Source organism: Limnobaculum allomyrinae (assembly GCF_016649425.1).
GTDB classification, from domain to species: Bacteria; Pseudomonadota; Gammaproteobacteria; order Enterobacterales; family Enterobacteriaceae; genus Limnobaculum; species Limnobaculum allomyrinae.
In genome coordinates this window covers 332,387-352,971 of record NZ_JADRCR010000001.1, presented here as the reverse complement: position 1 = coordinate 352,971, position 20,585 = coordinate 332,387, and the positions used below count along the sequence as shown (strand labels likewise).

Sequence of the window (20,585 nt, the reverse complement as noted above, 5' to 3'; positions counted from 1 at the left end):
TAAATGAGCGAAATAACGATTGTTGCAACACTGACTATTAAAGCAGATTTTCAGGCTCCTTTAATGGATGCACTAAAAAAACTGGTTGATAGCAGCAGGGCTGAAGAAGGCTGCCTGCAATATGATTTACATCAGGATAATAAAAACCCATTGGTTTATGTGTTTATAGAACGCTGGGCATCACAAGAAATACTGGATATTCACAGTAAATCGTCTCATTTTGTTTCCTTTGGTCAATTTACTAAAGGCAAAATTGAATCACTGACGATTAATTTAATGTCGAAAGTTTATTAATTTTCTTAAGTGATAAAAAAACCCGCTTAATGCGGGTTTTTTGTTTTTGCTATATCACAATCAATTAATCATCAATTGGAGCCGGTCTTGCGGCAGGAGCGCTGGCATAATTAGTCGCAGCATGACCACCTGCTGAAGGCTTAGCAACGACTTCTTCTTTAGCGGTTGACGCTTCTTCAGGTTTAGCCTGTGGAGCCGCAGGGGCTTCTTCAGCTGTTTCTGACTCAGGCATCACTGGTTTAAAGGCAGGGGAACTGGCAACACTAGACGCCTTCTTCTCAACCGATTCAATATTAATAACTTCAACCGCTGATGTTTCAACTTCAACTACCGTCTGAATCACTTCTTCAACGATAGCTTCAGGTTCAGCATTGAATGACGGAGATGCTGCCGGAGCGGATGAGCTACCACCAGAAATCGCTTCAGGTGCCAGCACTGATTCACTCTTCAATGGTTTTGGTGCTTCAATCGGAGCGATATCAAGCGGTGCAGGTGCTTCAACATGCCATACGGTTTCTACTGATGGCGTAACAACCAGTTCAGTTTCCGCAGCTGGCTGTTCATCTCTTTCAGCAATATAGGTTACCGCAATGGCTGGTTCACTTACCGCTTCAGCAGGCACTGTCACTTCAGCAATAACTGAAGTTGCGACCAGAGGTTCTGCTGCTGTTTCAACGACGGCGACTGGTGCTTCAACAATGGCTGGAACTGCAGATACAGCTTCAGTCCGTTGGTTATTGGCGGCTTCCAGAGCTTCAACCGGTTCGAAAACTTTTACCTGTTCTGTCGCCAGAGCGGCATAGTTAATACAAACTTTACCTGACGCCATCTCTGGTGAAGCCACAGCCAGACTTAATGGCATTGGCGATGTGGTAGGGTACTTTTCATCGCGATAACGACGACGACGTTGTCCACTAACGCGCAGGTGACGAGGAGAGCGGCGAGAACGACGCGGCATGCCGTTGTTGTCAGTTGCGTTGTTATAACCGTTTTTCTCTCCATCAGTTTCATCAATTGCCGGTGTTGGGGCGACGATGTTTTCACTGATAACGGCTGGCTGAGGCAGTAGCTTAATCTCTTCTACCGGAGTAACAGGCGTTTTAACCGCAGCGACGGGTGTAATGTTTTCTGCCGTTTGGTCGTTTTGAGCCGCAACACGAACTTTTTGGTTCATTTGACGACGCTGACGACGTTGAGCTGGCGCCTGAGCCGGTTTTTCTTCCTCTGCGGAAACTTCATTTTCTACAGTGGCTTCCACTTGCTCTGCTTGTGCAGCCTGTTGCTGCTGTTGGCGCTTGTCTTCATTACGACGACGTTGACGTTCTGCACGAGTTTCACGACGGTTTTCATCACGAGGTGTGGTGGTAGCCGTAGCTTCCTGTACATTTTCTTGTGGTGCAGCAGGAGCCTGACGATTATTACGGCGTGATTCCTGATTATTATCGCGGTTTTGACGATCGCTGTTACGCTCGTTGCGCTCATTACGGTCGTTATTACGATCATTGTTACGATCGTTATTGCGGTCTTTACGATTGTTATTACGGCGATTGTTGCGACGATCTTGCTGATTGCCGGATGATTTCTCAGCCGGTGTTTTTTCAACAGGAGCGGCAACGGTTTCTGCTGGCGCTAACAGATTTTTTAATCCGCTAACAAAACGAGAGAACAGACCCGGCCCCGCTGGTTGGCTGGCCACTGGTGTAGCAACAACGGGTGCCTTTTTCTCTTCGACCGGAGCAGATTCTGTAGGCATAGAGAAGCTGGTTAATGCAGGCTGTTCCGGTATTTTACGCTCAAGAACGGTCTCTTCTTCAGATTCGGTTTCAGTTTCGTGCAACTGTGGCAGCATATAGCTCAACACATTGCTTTCTTCGCCTGGTTTTTTACGAATCACTTCATAATGTGGCGTTTCCATACGATCGTTTGGAACCACCACCACGCGAACTTTGCCGCCAGAACGACGTTCAATAGCATTAACTGATTCACGTTTTTCGTTTAACAGGTAAGAAGCAATTTGCACCGGAACAATGGCATCAACTTCTTTGGTATTGTCTTTCAGCGCTTCTTCTTCAATCAGACGCAAAATAGACAGAGATAACGACTCGTTATCACGTACGGTGCCGGTACCATTACAGCGAGGGCAGACGTGATGACTGGATTCACCCAATGAAGGGCTCAGGCGCTGACGGGACATTTCCAGCAGGCCAAAACGAGAGATACGACCAATTTGAATACGGGCACGGTCCTGACGAACGGCGTCACGTAAACGGTTCTCTACTTCGCGCTGATGGCGAATCGGGGTCATATCAATGAAGTCGATAACGATTAAACCACCCAGGTCACGCAAGCGTAACTGGCGGGCAATTTCATCCGCAGCTTCCAGATTAGTATTAAAGGCCGTTTCTTCAATATCACCACCGCGAGTGGAACGAGCGGAGTTGATATCGATAGCGGTTAATGCTTCGGTAGTATCAATAACGATTGAACCACCAGAAGGAAGGCGCACTTCACGCTGGAATGCAGATTCGATCTGCGATTCAATTTGGTAGTGACTAAACAGCGGGATTTCACCAGTATAAGGTTTAATTTTGCTGCTGAAGTCAGGGCGGCCTAACGCGGCGATATGCTCTTTAGCCAGGTCGAGAATTTTGATGTTATCGATCAAAATCTCACCAATATCCGGACGTAAATAGTCTCGGAAAGCACGAACAATAACGTTGCTCTCCTGATGGATCAGGAATGGAGCAGGGCGACTTTCTGCCGCTTTTTTAATGGCTTCCCAGTGTTTTAAACGGAAAGACAGATCCCACTGTAAAGCTTCGGCAGATTTACCTACACCTGCGGTACGGACAATCAAGCCCATGCCGTTAGGGATCTCTAGTGAATCCAGAGCTTCTTTTAACTCCTGACGATCGTCACCCTCGATACGGCGAGAAATACCGCCAGCGCGTGGGTTATTGGGCATCAGAACTAAATAACTACCGGCCAGACTGATAAATGTTGTCAGTGCTGCGCCTTTATTTCCACGTTCTTCTTTATCGACCTGAACAATAACTTCCTGGCCGACATGCAGTACATCCTTAATATTCGGACGACCCTGAGACGCAGAGTTGGATGAAAAATACTCGCGGGAAATTTCTTTGAAGGGGAGGAAACCGTGTCGTTCTGCACCGTAGTCAACAAATGCCGCTTCAAGGCTTTGTTCAACGCGGGTGATCTTACCTTTATAAATGTTTGCCTTTTTTTGTTCATGCCCTGGACTTTCAATATCTAAATCATACAGACGTTGCCCGTCAACTAAGGCTACACGCAACTCTTCCTGTTGAGTTGCGTTAATCAACATTCTTTTCATTAAAAAATACTCATTTTTTTACATTGTCAATTGAGTCTACGCATAGAGGAACTGATGGACAGCGTTAACCGACGGCCCCGAGTCTTATCGCAAAATCGTCAACCTCACGGTTGTCGCCTGCACAGGGGCGCATTATCTCGGTAAGCCTGTATTTCTTTGTGAAAACAGCGCTTTTTATTGGGGAAAGCCGTTCCTGAAATCTGTGGAAATCGGGTCCCTTTATACTATCCAGGCCACTACCCGTAGCTCGCTAATTGCCTGATACTCAATGCGTCTTACGCCATTGCTGCACTACTTGAGCTATCTGCAAATTTCATTTTTCCCTGTTATCTCACTTTAAAGTGAGTCAGGGTAGAAAATCAGCCACATTATCAACTGCCAACTGCATTATGGCAAGGTGACTTTTACTCAGATACATAATAATGTAAAAAACGTGTTAAAGTTAACGACGACAGAGGCTTACATGCCTGAATATGAAGACATACTTGCAACACGTATCTTATTTATTTTTCAGCTCAAATAGCACTATTAGTAAGTGTAGTCATTAAAACAGGTTAATAAGGCATATTTAGCAAAAAATGATCGTGCTAGAATCAGCGTTATGAAAACAAATCAACCAACTGTACAAACTGTCACCATTACTGCCGATACGGCAGGGCAACGCATCGATAACTTTTTAAGAACCATGCTGAAGGGCGTGCCAAAAAGTATGATTTATCGAGTGTTGCGTAAAGGTGAGGTTCGCGTAAATAAAAAACGCATTAAACCGGAATATAAGCTGGAAGACGGCGATATTATTCGAATTCCTCCGGTTAGAGTGGCCGAACGGGAAGAATCAGTCGTTTCCGCCAAGTTAGATAAAGTCGCCGCGCTGGAACACTGCATTCTTTACGAAGATGACTATATTTTGGTCATGAATAAGCCTTCAGGTACGGCGGTTCATGGCGGAAGCGGTTTGAGTTTTGGCGTAATAGAAGGCTTAAGAGCGCTTCGACCAGACGCTAAATTTCTTGAGCTGGTTCACCGTTTAGATCGTGAAACCTCTGGTGTTTTGCTGGTAGCGAAAAAACGTTCGGCATTGCGTTCGTTACATGAACAATTACGTTTAAAGACCATGCAAAAGGATTATCTGGCGCTGGTTCGTGGTCAATGGCAGTCCCATTGTAAAGTGGTACAAGCCCCTTTGCTGAAGAACGTATTGCAGAGCGGTGAACGAATCGTACGGGTTGATGCGGAAGGTAAACCCTCAGAGACTCGTTTTAAAGTAGAAGAGCGTTTTGAGTTTTCTACGCTGGTTAAGGCTAGTCCGGTAACGGGAAGAACTCACCAAATTCGTGTTCATACTTTGCATGCTGGTCATCCTATTGCTTTTGACGATCGCTATGGTGACCGGGAATTTGATCAACAGCTTGAGCATACTGGTCTAAATCGTCTGTTCCTTCATGCGGCCAGTTTGCGTTTTGAACATCCATCTACCGGGGAAACGATGAGAGTAGAGGCGCCGATGGATAAAACGCTTCATCGTTGTTTAACCGTATTACGGGCGCAAAAGTCTTAATTTTTCTGATGATTCGCACTTTTGTCTGGGTTTAATTAAACCGCAAAAGTGCGAATAACTAATTTAGTCCAATCAACATCAGTGACATTGTCACATTTTATTTTCGATTCAATGGATTCATACCATTTTTTATCAGCATATGATTAAGGGCTATTAAAGGAAGCCCAATCAGACTATTTGGATCCCGTCCTTCCAGCCGTTCAAACAGCGTAATACCTAAACCTTCGGATTTAAAACTCCCTGCGCAATACCAGGGTTGTTCTTGATCAACATAGGCTTCTATCTCTTCCTGACTCAGATGACGGAAAAAAACAGTAAAAGGTTCACATATCACCTCTGCCTGTTGATTATCACCGTGATATAAGCAAAGGCCGGTGTAGAAGGTAATAGATTGTCCGCTAGCTTGAGTTAATTGGGCAATGGCGTTTTCCCGATTAAGCGGTTTTCCGGTGATTTGGTGGTTTAGAACACAGACCTGGTCAGAACCAATAATTAAGCTGTCTGGATTATTTTTAGCGACGGTTTCGGCTTTACTGGTTGCCAGCCGAATAACCAACGCTTCTGCAGATTCATTGGCCTGTGGTGTTTCATCCACATCTGGCGCAACACAGATAAAAGGAAGCCCCAGTTTTTCCAGTAGAGCCTGGCGGTAGGGTGATGTTGAAGCCAGAATGAGTGTTGTCATATTTTTTTATCGTATAAAAACATTGAGTTTGTTGAAACAAACATAATAAAGGTAATTCATTCGATAGTCATAATAGGATCGGGAGAGTATTTATTTTCGATGGAATATGATGATTAATTAGTTACTGTTTAATGACTATTAAAATAATTTGAGTGATTAACAAAGCTTATCAATTTATTACGTGGCGGCAATAAATTCTGTTTTTATTTTATAAATTAATAAGTAACCTGGCTTTTTTGGAGTATTTAATTTTTATTAAAACAATAGCGAAACAGCGCCGGCTGTTTTAAACTATGCCCACTCGAAAAAGCTGAGATCGTTAAAAGCACGTTATTTGCGTGCATTTCCTTTGACTATCAGCCATGACAACGATAATATGCGCGCCCTATGCAAAAGGTAAAATTACCCTTAACTATTGATCCGCTCCGTACGGCTCAGAAAAGTCTGGATTACTCAGGTATTTATTCAGGCGCTCAGGCTCAGCGGTTAGCAGAATCAGTAGTAAGTGTGGATGGTGATGTTGAAGCTGCTTTATCATTTAAGATTGATAATCAGCGGTTGGTTGTGATTACAGGGCAGGCCACGGTTCCCGTAACCTTGATGTGTCAGCGTTGTAATGGCAACTTCCCTTACACTATTCACGCAACGTATTGTTTCAGCCCGGTCAAGAATGATGAGCAGGCAGAAGCATTACCGGCAGGCTATGAGCCGATTGAAGTCGATGAGTTTGGCGAAATCAATCTGCTGGCAGTCATTGAAGATGAACTTATTCTTTCATTGCCAATAGCGCCGGTTCATGAATATGAACACTGTGAAGTGTCCGAAGCGGACATGATTTTTGGTGAACTACCGCCAGAGGCGGAAAAACCAAATCCATTTGCCGTATTAGCCAGTTTAAAGCAAAAGTAACCGAGGAGTAAGGTCGATGGCCGTACAACAGAACAAAAGTACCCGTTCAAGACGTGGCATGCGTCGTTCACATGATGCATTGACTACAGCTGCAGTATCTGTGGATAAAGTCTCAGGTGAAACTCACCTGCGTCACCACATCACCGCTGACGGTTACTACCGTGGCCGCAAGGTTATCACTAAATAATCACTGGTGATGCCTTGTCTCGTCTAACCATTGCGTTAGATGCTATGGGCGGGGACTTCGGTCCCTGCGTAACAGTGCCTGCAGCCTTGCAGGCATTGGCTTCTAATCCCGCACTCAATATCAAGTTAGTTGGTAATCCATCCGATATTCAACCACATCTTAATCAATGTGATTCGGCTCTTCTTCAACGTCTTCAACTTATTCCCGCAGAACTAATGGTGGCTAATGATGCCAAACCTTCTCAGGCTATTCGCAATAGTCGTGGCACTTCTATGCGTATTGCGCTGGAATTGTTAAAAGAAGGCGAAGCTCAGGCCTGCGTTAGTGCCGGAAATACCGGTGCGTTGATGGGATTAGCCAAAATGATGCTTAAACCACTGGATGGTATTGACCGCCCGGCGTTGGTGACAGCCTTGCCAAACCAGAAAGGGGGTAAAACTCTGTTACTGGATTTAGGTGCCAACGTTGAGTGTGACAGTGATATGCTGGTTCAGTTTGCTGTGATGGGGGCTGTGATGGCGGAAGAGATTCTGCAAATTAGCAACCCACGAGTGGCGTTACTGAATATTGGTGAAGAAGAGACCAAAGGCCTTGATAATATTCAGGCTGCTGCGGCTATACTCCGGGAAGTTCAACAGATAAACTATATCGGTTATCTTGAAGGTAACGATCTTCTGACTGGCGAAACGGATGTGTTAGTATGCGACGGTTTTGTCGGTAACGTTACGTTAAAGACACTGGAAGGCGTAGTTAGAGTATTCCTTTCATTACTGTCGTCAGGGAAGCGGAAACGATTATGGTGGATGAAATTAATCAGTTATTGGTTTAAAAAGAGTCTTTCCAAACGTTTCGGCCATTTAAATCCTGATCGATATAATGGTGCCTGTCTGTTAGGATTACGCAGTTCCGTGATTAAGAGTCATGGGGCAGCAAACCAACAGGCTTTCACCGTAGCCATTGAGCAGGCAGTGCAGGCCGTGGAACGACAGGTTCCTATGCAAATTGCAGCTCGCCTTCAGGCTGTATTACCTAAGAGTGAATGATCGTCCATGTATACAAAAATTCTCGGTACAGGCAGCTATCTGCCTGTACAAGTGCGTACCAATGCCGATCTAGAGCAGATGGTAGATACAACAGATGAGTGGATTGTCTCCCGTACAGGGATTCGTCAACGTCATATCGCCGCAGCGGATGAAACCGTTGCTACCATGGCATGCCACGCTGCTGATAAAGCAATTGAAATGGCAGGGATTGATAAAGATGATATTGGGTTGATTATTGTTGCAACCACATCATCAAGCAATGCATTCCCCAGCGCTGCCTGTGAAGTACAAAAATATTTAGGCATTAAAGATGCAGCTGCATTCGATATTGCCGCTGCCTGTGCCGGTTTTGCTTACGCCATTAGCGTAGCAGATCAGTATGTTAAAACTGGTTTTGTTAAAACCGCTCTGGTTATCGGTTCTGATGCGTTAAGTCGCACGCTGGATCCAGAAGATCGCGGTACCATTATTCTGTTTGGTGATGGCGCCGGTGCGATTGTGGTTGGGGCATCTGATGAGCCAGGAATTATTTCTACTCATTTACACGCTGATGGTCGTTATGGTGAGTTATTAACCTTACCTAATCACGATCGTGTCGATCCTTCCAAACCTGATTATCTGACGATGAAGGGTAACGATGTGTTTAAAGTGGCGGTAACAGAACTGGCCCACATTGTTGATGAAACCCTTGATGCCAACAATATCGATAAATCTGAACTGGACTGGTTGGTTCCTCACCAGGCTAACTTCCGGATTATTTCCGCTACCGCGAAAAAGCTGGGTATGGAAATGGATAAAGTGGTCATTACGCTCGATCGTCACGGTAACACCTCGGCAGCATCGGTGCCTGCGGCACTGGATGAAGCGGTTCGGGATGGACGTATTCAACGTGGTCATCTTATTTTGCTGGAAGCCTTTGGTGGCGGTTTCACCTGGGGTTCTGCGCTAATTCGTTTTTAAGTTAGGATCTGGAAAAATAATTATGAGTCAATTTGCAATCGTATTTCCGGGACAGGGTTCGCAAACCGTTGGTATGTTAGCTGCGCTGGCAGAAGAGCTTCCTGTCGTTCAGGAGACGTTTGCTCAGGCTTCTGAAGCTCTGGGCTACGATCTTTGGTCACTGGTACAACAGGGGCCGGAAACTGAACTGAATAAAACATGGCAGACTCAACCTGCACTGTTAGCTGCTTCAGTTGCTATCTGGCGCGTTTGGCAACAGCAGGGCGGTAAACAGCCTGCTGTGCTGGCAGGCCATAGCCTGGGTGAGTATTCAGCGCTGGTTTGTGCTGGCGTGTTGGATTTTAAAGACGCGATTAAACTGGTTGAACTGCGCGGTAAGTTGATGCAAGACGCTGTACCAGAAGGTACCGGCGCGATGTATGCCATTATTGGCCTGGATAACGACGCTATCGCGAAAGCTTGCGAAGCGTCGGCTCAAGGGCAAGTAGTCTCTCCGGTTAACTTTAACTCTCCGGGTCAGGTGGTTATTGCTGGTAACAAAGAAGCCGTTGAACGTGCCGGTGCGGCCTGTAAGGCCGCCGGAGCTAAACGCGCTCTGCCATTGCCTGTTAGCGTACCGTCACACTGTGCTTTGATGAAACCGGCTGCAGACAAACTGGCTGAAGCATTAAAATCAGTTAACTTCAACGCACCACAAATTGCCGTAATTAATAATGTTGATGTTAAAGCTGAAGCTGATGGTGAAGCGATTCGCAACGCATTGGTACGTCAACTGTATAGTCCGGTTCGTTGGACTGAAACTGTTGAGCATATGGCGACTGAACAGGTGACATTCCTGTTGGAAATGGGCCCTGGAAAAGTTTTAACCGGATTAACCAAGCGCATTGTAGATACCTTGTCAGCCGCTGCGGTTAACGATCCAGCCAGCTTACAAAGTGCTCTGGAGCTGTAAGCCGGAACCGAGTTTATCCTAAAGGGGAAATGCATGAAGTTAGACGGAAAAATAGCACTGGTCACTGGCGCAAGCCGGGGTATCGGCAAAGCTATCGCTGAAAAACTGGTTTCTGAAGGGGCTCGTGTTATTGGCACAGCAACGACAGAGAAAGGTGCAGAAGCGATTAGCGAATATTTGGGCACTCATGGAAAAGGATTGGCACTAAATGTGACTGATTCCGCATCTATTGAATCTGTGCTTGAGACTATTCGTGCTGAATTTGGTGAAATTGATATTCTGATCAATAATGCGGGTATTACCCGTGATAACCTGTTAATGCGCATGAAAGATGATGAGTGGCAAGATATTATTGACACCAATCTGACGTCCGTTTTCAGATTATCAAAAGCAGTTATGCGTGCGATGATGAAAAAACGTTATGGTCGGATAATTACTATTGGCTCAGTTGTTGGTACAATGGGTAATGCAGGGCAGACAAACTACGCTGCGGCTAAAGCTGGCATTATTGGTTTTAGTAAGTCGCTGGCGCGTGAAGTTGCCTCAAGAGGCATTACTGTCAATGTTATTGCACCAGGTTTCATTGAAACTGATATGACGCGTGCATTGACAGATGAACAACGGTCAGGCATTTTGTCACAAGTCCCAGCTAACCGCTTGGGCGAAGCAAAAGAGATAGCCAGCGCTGCTGCATTTTTAGCCTCTGATGAAGCTGGATATATTACGGGTGAAACCTTACATGTGAATGGTGGCATGTATATGCTATAAGAATCGCATTTTTTTTAAGCAATTTGCGCTAAATTTAGCTAAATAGTTTAAAATTGTGGTTCGACCAGCCGATATTTGGTTGCATCTTTTTCAACATTGAATAAACTACGAAAACCATCGCGTTAGCGAGTTTTGATAGGAAATTTAAGAGTATGAGCACTATCGAAGAACGTGTTAAGAAAATCATTATTGAACAACTGGGTGTTAAAGAAGAAGAAGTCAAAAACGCAGCTTCTTTCGTAGAAGACCTGGGTGCTGATTCTCTTGACACCGTAGAGCTGGTTATGGCTCTGGAAGAAGAGTTTGATACTGAGATTCCAGACGAAGAAGCAGAGAAGATTACTACTGTTCAAGCAGCGATTGATTATATCACTGCTGCTAACGCGTAATCAGACATATCTAGGCGGTCACTCGACCGCCTAAGTTTTTTCTCATTTCCATATACAAATCATTCCCCCTCTGGAGGATTCAACGTGTCTAAGCGTCGAGTTGTAGTGACTGGAATGGGCATGTTATCCCCTGTCGGCAACACTGTAGAGACTACATGGAAGGCTCTCCTTGCCGGGCAGAGTGGTATCAGCCTAATAGACCATTTCGATACTAGCGCCTACGCAACGCGTTTTGCTGGTTTAGTTAAAGGTTTTGACTGTGAAGAGTACATTTCTCGCAAAGATGCCAGAAAAATGGACCCTTTTATTCAATACGGTATTGCAGCTGGCATTCAAGCCATGAAAGATTCCGGTATTGAAGTTACAGCAGAGAATGCACCGCGTATTGGTGCAGCTATCGGTTCAGGTATCGGTGGCCTTGGCTTAATTGAAGAGAACCACAGCGCATTGATGACGGGTGGCCCACGTAAAGTAAGTCCATTCTTTGTACCTTCGACCATTGTGAACATGATTGCCGGTCATTTATCCATTATTTATGGATTAAGAGGCCCAAGCATCTCTATTGCAACGGCATGTACATCTGGCGTGCATAATATTGGTCATGCAGCGAGAATTATCGCGCATAACGATGCCGATGTCATGTTGGCCGGCGGTGGCGAAAAAGCCAGTACTCCTTTGGGAGTGGGTGGTTTTGGTGCCGCACGAGCATTATCTACCCGTAACGATAATCCTCAGGCAGCAAGTCGCCCGTGGGACAGAGACCGTGATGGTTTCGTGCTGGGTGATGGTGCCGGTATTATGGTGCTGGAAGAGTATGAACATGCTAAGAAGCGTGGCGCTAAAATTTATGCTGAGATCGTTGGTTTTGGCATGAGTAGCGATGCTTATCATATGACATCACCTCCGGAAGATGGTGCAGGAGCAGCATTAGCGATGGAAAATGCGCTACGTGATGCTAATGTGACACCGTCACAAGTTGGTTATGTTAATGCACACGGAACATCTACTAACGCAGGCGATAAAGCAGAAGCGCAAGCGGTGAAGACTATCTTCAAAGAAGATGCGAAGCGTGTCATGGTTAGCTCAACCAAATCGATGACGGGCCACCTGTTGGGTGCTGCCGGTGCAGTCGAATCAATTTTCTCTATTCTTGCTTTACGCGATCAGGCAATTCCACCAACCATCAATCTGGATAACCCGGATGAAGGTTGTGATTTGGATTTTGTTCCTCATGAAGCGCGTCAGGTAAAAGGAATGGAGTACGTATTATGTAACTCATTTGGTTTTGGCGGTACTAACGGTTCTGTACTGTTCCGTAAAGTGTAATGTCAGAATAAATAAGTTCTGTAATGAGTAAATAAACGGCCTGGTATATTCACCGGGCCGTTTTGCTTATAAAATCGGGATAATTTCGTTAAACGACCAAACGTTTCAGAAACACGCTTGTAGGGAATGCCAGGGCAATGAAGAAAAAAATTTTAGGGATCTTTGCAATATTGATACTGGCGGGAGCTGCCGGTTTATTTGCCGGATATAAATGGCTACAGAAATATGCAGAGACACCGCTGAATATCGAGCAGGAAACCTATTTCACGCTGCCAGCAGGAACCGGACGCGTGGGTCTGGCCCAGTTACTGGTTGATAAAAAACTGATTGATGAAATTAAGCCTTTCCCATGGTTACTGCGAGTTCAGCCAGAACTGGGGGGATTTAAGGCGGGTACTTATCAGGTCACTCCCGGAATGACTTTAAAACAGTTATTACTATTATTGCGCTCTGGTCGTGAAGCCCAATTCTCGATTCGCTTTATTGAAGGTACCCGGATGAAGGACTGGATGCCTTTATTATCCGATGCCAATTTTTTACAGCACACGCTGAATGGCTTGAGTAATAAAGAGATTGCGGAGAAATTAGGCATTCAGGATCCGGAACATCCGGAAGGATGGCTCTATCCTGACACCTATAATTATACGGCGGGAACCAGCGATCTTGCGGTACTGAAGCGAGCTTATTCACGCATGAAAGCGGCGCTTGATGAAGCCTGGGCTGGCAGAGAAGATAATCTTCCTTATAAGACGCCGTATGAAATGCTGATTATGGCATCAATCATCGAGAAAGAGACCGCGCTGGATTCAGAAAGAGATAAAGTTGCTTCGGTCTTTATCAATCGGATGCGTATTGGTATGAAGTTACAAACAGACCCAACGGTTATTTATGGTATGGGTGACCAGTATAACGGCAATATTACCCGCAAAGATCTGACCACAGCGACCGAATACAATACTTATGTGATTAACGGTTTACCCCCAACGCCAATTGCTATGCCGGGACTAGCCTCACTGAAAGCGGCAGCCCATCCGGCAAAAACGCCCTATCTTTATTTTGTCGCAGATGGTAAAGGTGGACATACGTTTACCACTAATCTGGTAAGTCATAATCAGGCTGTACAGGTTTATCTCAAGACTTTACGAGCAGGAAAATAGGCATGACCAAAGGTAAATTCATTGTTATTGAAGGGCTGGAAGGCGCAGGTAAAACCACCGCCCGGGATACTGTGGTAAAAGCACTGCGCGATAGTGGTATCCAAAATATTGTCTTTACCCGTGAGCCAGGGGGAACACCGCTGGCGGAGAAGTTACGTGAGCTGGTAAAGCAGGGTGTTGGAGATGAAGTTCTGACAGATAAGGCTGAACTTTTAATGATGTATACCTCACGGGTTCAGCTAGTTGAAAATGTGATTAAACCGGCATTAAGTCGAGGCGATTGGGTGGTAGGCGATCGCCACGATCTCTCTTCTCAGGCTTATCAAGGCGGAGGTCGGGGAATCGATAATCAATTGATGACAACCTTGAGAGATACCGTTTTGGGCGATTTTCGTCCGGATCTGACATTATATCTGGATATCCCACCGGAGGCCGGACTAAAGCGCGCCAGAGCTCGTGGTGAACTGGATCGTATTGAGAAAGAGTCACTGGGCTTTTTTGAACGAACTCGTCAACGCTATCTTGAACTGGCACAAGTGGATCCGAGCATTGTGACAATTGATGCATCACAACCATTAGAAAAAGTGACAGCCAACATTCAAACAGCAATACATCATTGGTTGGAGCACCGCACGTGATTTGGTATCCGTGGTTAACGCCCGCCTATAAACAACTCGTGGCTCAATATGCCTCTGAGCGTAAGCATCACGCACTATTATTACAATCCGTGCCGGGATGTGGTGATGAGCTATTAATTCAGGCGCTGGGTCGTTGGCTGATGTGTCAAAACCCGCAGGGGGAAAAGACCTGTGGCGTTTGCCATAACTGTAATTTGATGAAAGCGGGCACTCATCCTGACTGGCATGTGGTTGAGCCTGAAAAAGGGAAGACCGCGATAGGTGTGGATCAAATACGTCAACTGACAGAAACCTTATATAATCATGCGCAGCAAGGTGGTGTTAAAGCCGTTTGGTTTACACAATCTGAATTACTTAGTGAAGCTGCGGCCAACGCTTTACTGAAGACCCTTGAAGAACCGCCTGAAGGCACCTATTTTTTATTAGGTAGCCATGAAATTTCTCAAATACCGGCAACCATACGTAGCCGTTGCTTGTTGTGGACGCTGAGCTGCCCATATGAAGCATTCAGTATTGAATGGCTGTCACGACAGAATGCAGGACAGCAGGAGAGCCTGAAAACCGCATTGCGGCTTAGCCATGGCGCCCCGTTAGCGGCACAACAATTGTTGACCGCGGAAGTGTGGAAACAGAGAGAAGCAGTGTGTCAGGGATTGGATAGCGCATTCTCTCAGCGGGATTTACTGTCATTTTTACCGCAGCTTAATCATGATAACGCCAATGAGCGTATCCACTGGTCCGTTTCCCTGTTGTTAGATGTGGTTAAATATCAGCAGGGTGCAGCAAACTTTGTGGTTAATCAGGATTGCATACTGCTAATACAACGGCTGGCTACGATGGGATCAACTTCGCTATTTAATCAACTGGCACACGATTGGTTAAATTGTCGATATGAACTGCTAAGCGTTGCCGGTGTAAACAAAGAGTTGTTACTGACCAATATGCTAAATCAGGCTGATAGCTTACTGGCCTGATTATCTATTCTAACGAGTTAATATTCCTATGTATTTAGTTGATTCACATTGCCACCTTGATGGTCTGGATTACGCCGGACTGCACACTGACCTCAGCAGCGTACTTCAACAGGCAAGAATGCGTGATGTTAAAGCCTGTCTGGCGGTGTCTACTACACTGCCCGGGTTTAAAACGTTGAAGCAGATGGTGGCCGGACATGACGAAGTATTTCTTTCTTGTGGCGTTCATCCATTAAACCTGGATGAAGTTTACCAACAGGAAGAGTTACTGACGTTGGCTGACGATCCTCGTGTAATAGCTCTGGGTGAGACGGGGCTGGATTACTATTATCAAAAAGATAATATTCCACTGCAGCAAAACTGTTTTCGTCAGCATATCCAGGTAGGGCGAGAATTGAATAAGCCAGTGATTGTTCATACTCGCGATGCACGTACCGATACATTAGCTATTTTGAAAGAAGAGAAAGCGGATGAGTGCGGTGGTGTTCTGCACTGTTTCACGGAAGATTGCGATACTGCCAAAAAGCTTTTAGATATTGGTTTTTATATTTCATTCTCAGGGATAGTCACTTTTCGTAATGCTGATGCCTTACGTGAAGCAGCCCGCTATGTTCCTCTGGATAGAATGTTAGTTGAAACAGATTCGCCTTATCTGGCACCGGTACCGCATCGAGGTAAAGAGAATCAACCTGCGTATGTACGTGATGTGGCGGAGTATCTGGCGGTATTAAAGCGCGTTGAGTTGGAAGAGTTTGCTGAAATTACCACCAGGAATTTTAGTCAATTATTTAAAGTTACGCTGTAACTTAAGTTTCAATTATCCCGGATCGCCAGACAGTGATTGATGTTTTGTCTGGCGATTTGTTTTCTACCCGGTAATAATATTTATCCATAATCTGTTGATAAAGTCATCTTTACCCTGTTAAGATGCGCCCGCCTTCAAGTTACACCGCGTTAAAATCCCTCTGTTTTACGCACTATCATCTGCTCATTTGGGTAGGATGAACTCTGCACAACTATTTCAACGAATCTGTTTTTAACGAATTAATACTGTTAGTCCGCAATCGCGGAATACCAATGTCGGATAGTCTCGTAATGAAATAATGTGCATCTAAAAAATGGATTAGCATTATGGATATGCAATCGAGAAAATATGGCAGAACTTACCATTATCCATTTTCTCCGGGAACCACCAGTGACGATCGTATCAACCATCAATGGTGGTGTGATATTGAAAGGATACCTAACCTGATACATACCGAGAAATTGGATGGTGAAAATAACTGCCTGAATAAATATGGTGTATTTGCTCGTTCTCACGCCGCACCAACACAATCGGCCTGGACCCAGCAGATTCGCCAGCGTTGGCAATTAATCAAAGATGATTTAGGTGATATAGAAATTTTTGGTGAAAATCTGTATGCCATTCACTCCATTGAGTATCACAAACTGGAGGATTATTTCTTTGTATTTGCCGTACGTCATAAAGATATGTGGCTAAGTTGGGAAGAGGTTGGTTTTTATGCCGAGCTGTTTGATTTTCCTCGTATTCCACAAATAGATGTTATTGAAGCAACCAGTGAGTCAGCATTCAGTAGCCTGATTATTCAGCATGCAGGTCAGGAGAGTCATTTTGAATCCTGGGATACGCATTCCCATCAACGTTGTTCGATGGAGGGAATTGTTACCCGTAATAGTGAGGCCTATCCGGTAGCGGATTTTTCTCATAACGTATTTAAGTATGTACGAAAAAATCATGTGAAAACCGATATTCACTGGAAGAGTAACTGGCAGCGAGCGCCGCTTTATTATGAACGAGATGCAACAGGAGGCTTGAAATGAGCTGGATGCTAAGCAGTGATAAGTCATGGCCATTCCTGCGGCAGAATTTTTCATGGGTCGCTGATATGGATGGTGTCATGCAGGATCCGTATCACCATGCCGAAGGCGATGTGTCGGTACATACTCAACATGTATTAGCCGCGCTGATATCATTACCTGAATATCAGCGATTAACGGTGTTACAGCAGGAAGTCTTATGGAGTGCTGCATTGCTTCACGATGTGGAAAAACGCAGTACTACCCGAATCGATTATGATGGACGTATTGTTTCACCCGGACATGCCCGTAAAGGTGAGCTGACTGCACGCCAGATTCTATTTAGGGATCTGGCTACACCTTTTGCTATCCGAGAGATGATAGCTGCTTTGGTACGTTATCATGGACTACCCTTGTGGATTATGGAAAAACAGGATCCACAAAAGTCACTGTTTTCTGCATCCTTACGGGTCGATACGCATTTGCTGGCACTCCTTGCCAAAGCAGATGTACTTGGTTGGGAATGTACTGATGCAGAAGAATTATTAAATCGTATTGAACTGTTTGAGCTGTATTGCTCTGAACAACAGTGCTGGCGACAGGCACGGGAATTTCCCTCTGTGGAAGCCAGATATCGTTATTTCTCTACTGACAATGCATCGCCGGATTACCAACCTTATGATAATTATCAAAGTCAGGTCACGTTATTATCCGGATTACCGGGAATGGGAAAGGATAGCTATATTCAGCAATATTTTCCGTCATTACCAGTAATTAGCCTGGACGATATTCGTCGGCAACATCGTATTGCGCCAGATGACAAAATGGCGAATGGTTGGGTAGTCCAACAGGCTAAACAGCTGGCAAGAGAGAAATTACGGCGCGGTGAAGATTTTATCTGGAATGCGACTAATATTACCCATCAGATGCGTCAACAACTGATAAATCTGTTTGTCAGCTATAAAGCCAGAGTCAGGGTGGTGTACATAGAAGTACCTTATGTGAAATGGAAACAACAAAATAACACCCGAACCTATGCAGTACCCAATATGGTGATGGAACGTATGTTAGCTAAACTGGAGTTACCGGTTCCGGAAGAAGCGCATGAGGTTATTTATTATATTGATGGTCGAATAGAGTCGGCGTTTTTATAGTGTATTTTCTATGATTTAACTGATTGTTAAATCATAGCCTCAAAGGCTATAGTCAGGGATAAATATTATTTAGGAGTCTGATATGTATTATGGTTTTGATATGGGTGGCACAAAGACGGAATTGGCTGTCTTTGATGCAGACTTAAATCAGTTATGGCAGAAGCGAGTTCCAACGCCTAAAGATGATTATCAGGCTCTGCTACAGGTATTTATCGATCTGACTAATGAAGCTGACCAGCGGTTCAATACTAAAGGGCAGATTGGTGTCGGCATACCAGGAATTGTTAATGCTAAAGAGGGAACGGTGTTTACCACCAATGTCCCGGCGGCTAAATATAAACCTCTGGTTGCTGATTTGACTCAATGTTTACAACGCCCGGTGAAAATAGACAATGATGCTAACTGTTTTGCTCTGTCTGAAGCATGGGCGCCTGAGTTTCGGCAATATCCAACGGTACTGGGATTAATTCTGGGTACTGGTGTAGGCGGTGGTTTTGTGGTTAACGGAAAAGTCATTTCCGGGAAAAACGGTATTGCCGGTGAAATAGGGCATTTGAATCTGACAAGTGCTGCTGATAAAGTTCTGACGGATGCGGTACCTCAAATAGTTTGTGGCTGCGGTAAAATGGGGTGTTTTGAAGGCTATTTGGCGGGGCCTGGGTTTGAGCGTATCTACCGTAGCTTTTATCACAACCCGCTGACCGCAGTGCAAATCATTGAGAATTATTATGCGGGTGATGCATCAGCTAAAGTTCATGTTGAACGTTACCTTACCGTCTTATCCATCTACCTCGGTAATATTCTGACACTATTCGACCCGCATTTGCTGGTCATTGGTGGAGGATTGTCGCAGTTTGATGAAATCTATCGCTTATTACCTGAGTATTTACCTCAGTACTTGTATGGTATGGCAACCCTGCCGGCCATTGAGAAGGCGCGTTATGGTGACGCCGGGGGAGCTCGGGGGGCAGCTTGTCTTAATTTGGTAGATTAATCGAGCAATACTTTTAGATAAAAAATGCCGCAATTATATGCGGCATTTTTGTGTTACTGGAGAATTATGCCAGATTTTTAGCAACAAATTCCCAATTAACCAGCGCCCAGAAATTTTCTAAATATTTAGGACGGGCATTACGGTAATCGATGTAGTAAGCATGTTCCCATACGTCTACGGTTAACAGTGGCTTATCGCCATCGGTCATTGGGTTAGCCGCATTGGAAGTATTTACGATAGCTAATTTACCATCAGCTTTTTTTACCAGCCAGGTCCAACCTGAGCCAAAGTTTTTTACAGCTGAATCAGATAATTGCTCTTTAAAAGCTGCGAAAGAACCGAAGTTTTTAACAATGGCGTCTGCCAGTGCACCAGTAGGTTCACCACCTGCTTTAGGCGCCAGACAGTTCCAGTAAAAGGTATGGTTCCAGACTTGAGCTGCGTTATTGAAGATCCCACCAGAAGATTTCAGAACGATCTCTTCTAAAGATTTACCTTCAAACTCAGTACCTTTTATTAAGTTATTCAGGTTAACAACATAGGTGTTGTGGTGTTTACCGTAGTGATAGTCCAGAGTTTCAGCGGAAATATGTGGTTCCAGGGCATCTTTAGCATAAGGAAGGGCTGGTAATTCAAATGACATTTTATTGCTCCTCAAGAAAAAAATAGTGCTCATTGATTTCATCAACCCTGAGTAACCAGTTGTATGAATCATGAGTCATTTGCAAAAAAACTGTTGTTACTTTGTTATAACTTATGATTTTATCAACTTTTTTTTATATTTAAAGGGAAATAGTGGAAAAGATCGGCGTCATAAAAAGATTCATCAATGAAGGTGTTGGTATCAAAGGAACCGGAGAAAAATAAAAATTGCCTGAGAGATTAATTTAAGCTCGAAATAAATCAGGTAATTAGGTTATAAGTCAGACATTATAGAATGTTCTCCGTCTGCTATACTATAACCCTATAAAAAGTGGTATTTTTTCCTGTCAATATAGCCGCTACAATAGTCATACAATAAGCGCAATGTCTGCTTGAGGAAGCAAAATAATGACAACACTAGAAAAGATTCAGCGCCAAATCGCTGAAAACCCAATTTTACTCTATATGAAAGGCTCTCCAAAACTACCTAGCTGTGGTTTCAGCGCTCAGGCTGTTCAGGCGCTGTCTGCTTGTGGCGAGCGTTTTGCATATGTAGATATCCTACAAAACCCTGATATTCGTGCCGAATTACCTAAATATGCTAACTGGCCAACTTTTCCTCAATTATGGGTGAACGGTGAGTTAGTTGGCGGCTGCGATATTATTCTGGAAATGTATCAACGTGGTGAGTTGCAGGCATTGTTGAAAGAAGCTGCTGCAAATGCAGGTTCTCCGGACGCAGAGTAATTAATCGGTTTTGCCATAAAAAGCCCCGAAGAGCGGGG

The 20,585-nt window shown here is 44.7% G+C and carries 21 protein-coding genes; 18 read left to right on the top strand and 3 right to left on the bottom strand.

Annotation, left to right across the window (positions count from 1 at the left end; genetic code table 11):
- The first annotated feature begins 3 nt into the window (after positions 1–3).
- Positions 4–294, top strand: a complete 291-nt coding sequence (locus I2494_RS01615; protein ID WP_218465718.1) for a putative quinol monooxygenase — start codon at positions 4–6, stop codon at positions 292–294.
- Between the two features lie 64 nt (positions 295–358).
- Here the strand turns inward: I2494_RS01615 and rne are convergent, their stop codons facing one another.
- On the bottom strand, positions 359–3,646 hold the full coding sequence (rne, locus tag I2494_RS01610) for a ribonuclease E (protein WP_218465719.1): 3,288 nt from the start codon (positions 3,644–3,646) through the stop codon (positions 359–361).
- Positions 3,647–4,247: 601 nt separating this feature from the next.
- On the opposite strand from rne, the gene rluC reads away from it, so the two are divergent.
- On the top strand, positions 4,248–5,204 hold the full coding sequence (rluC, locus tag I2494_RS01605; RefSeq protein ID WP_218465720.1) for a 23S rRNA pseudouridine(955/2504/2580) synthase RluC: 957 nt from the start codon (positions 4,248–4,250) through the stop codon (positions 5,202–5,204).
- Positions 5,205–5,301: 97 nt separating this feature from the next.
- On the opposite strand, the gene I2494_RS01600 is transcribed toward rluC, so the two are convergent.
- On the bottom strand, positions 5,302–5,889 hold the full coding sequence (locus I2494_RS01600; RefSeq protein WP_218465721.1) for a Maf family protein: 588 nt from the start codon (positions 5,887–5,889) through the stop codon (positions 5,302–5,304).
- A 387-nt stretch (positions 5,890–6,276) separates the two neighbouring features.
- Between I2494_RS01600 and yceD the strand changes: the two genes are divergently transcribed.
- The 15 genes from yceD to nagK all read left to right on the top strand — a co-directional run bounded on the left by yceD (position 6,277) and on the right by nagK (position 19,158).
- Positions 6,277–6,798, top strand: coding sequence for a 23S rRNA accumulation protein YceD (gene yceD / locus I2494_RS01595; protein ID WP_218465722.1), 522 nt, complete (start codon positions 6,277–6,279; stop codon positions 6,796–6,798).
- A gap of 16 nt (positions 6,799–6,814) precedes the next feature.
- A complete protein-coding gene (gene rpmF / locus I2494_RS01590) occupies positions 6,815–6,985 on the top strand; it encodes a 50S ribosomal protein L32 (protein ID WP_108899505.1) in 171 nt (56 codons plus the stop codon).
- A gap of 14 nt (positions 6,986–6,999) precedes the next feature.
- Entirely contained in the window at positions 7,000–8,028 is a 1,029-nt protein-coding gene (plsX, locus tag I2494_RS01585) for a phosphate acyltransferase PlsX (protein WP_218465723.1), read from the top strand.
- A gap of 6 nt (positions 8,029–8,034) precedes the next feature.
- On the top strand, positions 8,035–8,988 hold the full coding sequence (locus I2494_RS01580; RefSeq protein ID WP_130591398.1) for a beta-ketoacyl-ACP synthase III: 954 nt from the start codon (positions 8,035–8,037) through the stop codon (positions 8,986–8,988).
- Between the two features lie 22 nt (positions 8,989–9,010).
- Positions 9,011–9,940: an ACP S-malonyltransferase gene (gene fabD, locus I2494_RS01575; RefSeq protein WP_218465724.1), complete on the top strand. Its 930-nt coding sequence runs from the start codon at positions 9,011–9,013 to the stop codon at positions 9,938–9,940.
- Positions 9,941–9,973: 33 nt separating this feature from the next.
- The gene (fabG, locus tag I2494_RS01570; RefSeq protein WP_130591396.1) at positions 9,974–10,708 is read left to right on the top strand and encodes a 3-oxoacyl-ACP reductase FabG; all 735 of its coding nucleotides are present in this window, start codon (positions 9,974–9,976) and stop codon (positions 10,706–10,708) included.
- A 152-nt stretch (positions 10,709–10,860) separates the two neighbouring features.
- Positions 10,861–11,097 carry an acyl carrier protein gene (acpP, locus tag I2494_RS01565; RefSeq protein ID WP_029095374.1) on the top strand — a complete coding sequence of 79 codons (237 nt, stop codon included), beginning with the start codon at positions 10,861–10,863 and terminating at the stop codon, positions 11,095–11,097.
- Positions 11,098–11,181: 84 nt separating this feature from the next.
- Positions 11,182–12,423: a beta-ketoacyl-ACP synthase II gene (fabF, locus tag I2494_RS01560; RefSeq protein ID WP_218465725.1), complete on the top strand. Its 1,242-nt coding sequence runs from the start codon at positions 11,182–11,184 to the stop codon at positions 12,421–12,423.
- A gap of 137 nt (positions 12,424–12,560) precedes the next feature.
- A complete protein-coding gene (mltG, locus tag I2494_RS01555; protein WP_218465726.1) occupies positions 12,561–13,580 on the top strand; it encodes an endolytic transglycosylase MltG in 1,020 nt (339 codons plus the stop codon).
- A 2-nt stretch (positions 13,581–13,582) separates the two neighbouring features.
- Complete coding sequence (tmk, locus tag I2494_RS01550) at positions 13,583–14,218, top strand: dTMP kinase (protein WP_218465727.1); 636 nt, start codon at positions 13,583–13,585, stop codon at positions 14,216–14,218.
- Complete coding sequence (gene holB, locus I2494_RS01545; protein ID WP_218465728.1) at positions 14,215–15,192, top strand: DNA polymerase III subunit delta'; 978 nt, start codon at positions 14,215–14,217, stop codon at positions 15,190–15,192. The genes tmk and holB overlap by 4 nt, the downstream gene beginning before the upstream one ends.
- A gap of 28 nt (positions 15,193–15,220) precedes the next feature.
- The gene (locus tag I2494_RS01540) at positions 15,221–15,997 is read left to right on the top strand and encodes a metal-dependent hydrolase (protein ID WP_218465729.1); all 777 of its coding nucleotides are present in this window, start codon (positions 15,221–15,223) and stop codon (positions 15,995–15,997) included.
- 326 nt (positions 15,998–16,323) lie between these two features.
- Positions 16,324–17,034, top strand: coding sequence for an RNA ligase family protein (locus I2494_RS01535; protein ID WP_218465730.1), 711 nt, complete (start codon positions 16,324–16,326; stop codon positions 17,032–17,034).
- A complete protein-coding gene (locus I2494_RS01530; RefSeq protein ID WP_218465731.1) occupies positions 17,031–18,164 on the top strand; it encodes an AAA family ATPase in 1,134 nt (377 codons plus the stop codon). Before I2494_RS01535 ends, I2494_RS01530 begins: the two co-directional genes overlap by 4 nt.
- An 82-nt stretch (positions 18,165–18,246) precedes the next feature.
- On the top strand, positions 18,247–19,158 hold the full coding sequence (nagK, locus tag I2494_RS01525) for an N-acetylglucosamine kinase (protein ID WP_218465732.1): 912 nt from the start codon (positions 18,247–18,249) through the stop codon (positions 19,156–19,158).
- A gap of 64 nt (positions 19,159–19,222) precedes the next feature.
- Here nagK and sodB read toward each other — a convergent pair whose 3' ends face one another.
- Positions 19,223–19,801, bottom strand: a complete 579-nt coding sequence (gene sodB / locus I2494_RS01520) for a superoxide dismutase [Fe] (RefSeq protein ID WP_218465733.1) — start codon at positions 19,799–19,801, stop codon at positions 19,223–19,225.
- A gap of 404 nt (positions 19,802–20,205) precedes the next feature.
- Here sodB and I2494_RS01515 point away from each other — a divergent pair, with 404 nt between their 5' ends.
- Entirely contained in the window at positions 20,206–20,547 is a 342-nt protein-coding gene (locus tag I2494_RS01515) for a Grx4 family monothiol glutaredoxin (RefSeq protein ID WP_218466022.1), read from the top strand.
- Positions 20,548–20,585: the final 38 nt, after the last annotated feature.

Excerpts from the sequence above, each read along its gene's own strand:
- sodB (WP_218465733.1), bottom strand. The coding sequence starts at position 19,801 with ATGTCATTTGAATTACCAGCCCTTCCTTATGCTAAAGATGCCCTGGAA.
- I2494_RS01535 (WP_218465730.1), top strand. The coding sequence starts at position 16,324 with ATGGATATGCAATCGAGAAAATATGGCAGAACTTACCATTATCCATTT.
- I2494_RS01580 (WP_130591398.1), top strand. The coding sequence starts at position 8,035 with ATGTATACAAAAATTCTCGGTACAGGCAGCTATCTGCCTGTACAAGTG.
- I2494_RS01600 (WP_218465721.1), bottom strand. The coding sequence starts at position 5,889 with ATGACAACACTCATTCTGGCTTCAACATCACCCTACCGCCAGGCTCTA.
- acpP (WP_029095374.1), top strand. The coding sequence starts at position 10,861 with ATGAGCACTATCGAAGAACGTGTTAAGAAAATCATTATTGAACAACTG.
- I2494_RS01540 (WP_218465729.1), top strand. The coding sequence starts at position 15,221 with ATGTATTTAGTTGATTCACATTGCCACCTTGATGGTCTGGATTACGCC.
- mltG (WP_218465726.1), top strand. The coding sequence starts at position 12,561 with ATGAAGAAAAAAATTTTAGGGATCTTTGCAATATTGATACTGGCGGGA.
- rpmF (WP_108899505.1), top strand. The coding sequence starts at position 6,815 with ATGGCCGTACAACAGAACAAAAGTACCCGTTCAAGACGTGGCATGCGT.
- rne (WP_218465719.1), bottom strand. The coding sequence starts at position 3,646 with ATGAAAAGAATGTTGATTAACGCAACTCAACAGGAAGAGTTGCGTGTA.
- I2494_RS01530 (WP_218465731.1), top strand. The coding sequence starts at position 17,031 with ATGAGCTGGATGCTAAGCAGTGATAAGTCATGGCCATTCCTGCGGCAG.
- yceD (WP_218465722.1), top strand. The coding sequence starts at position 6,277 with ATGCAAAAGGTAAAATTACCCTTAACTATTGATCCGCTCCGTACGGCT.
- I2494_RS01615 (WP_218465718.1), top strand. The coding sequence starts at position 4 with ATGAGCGAAATAACGATTGTTGCAACACTGACTATTAAAGCAGATTTT.
- rluC (WP_218465720.1), top strand. The coding sequence starts at position 4,248 with ATGAAAACAAATCAACCAACTGTACAAACTGTCACCATTACTGCCGAT.
- fabG (WP_130591396.1), top strand. The coding sequence starts at position 9,974 with ATGAAGTTAGACGGAAAAATAGCACTGGTCACTGGCGCAAGCCGGGGT.
- nagK (WP_218465732.1), top strand. The coding sequence starts at position 18,247 with ATGTATTATGGTTTTGATATGGGTGGCACAAAGACGGAATTGGCTGTC.
- tmk (WP_218465727.1), top strand. The coding sequence starts at position 13,583 with ATGACCAAAGGTAAATTCATTGTTATTGAAGGGCTGGAAGGCGCAGGT.
- fabD (WP_218465724.1), top strand. The coding sequence starts at position 9,011 with ATGAGTCAATTTGCAATCGTATTTCCGGGACAGGGTTCGCAAACCGTT.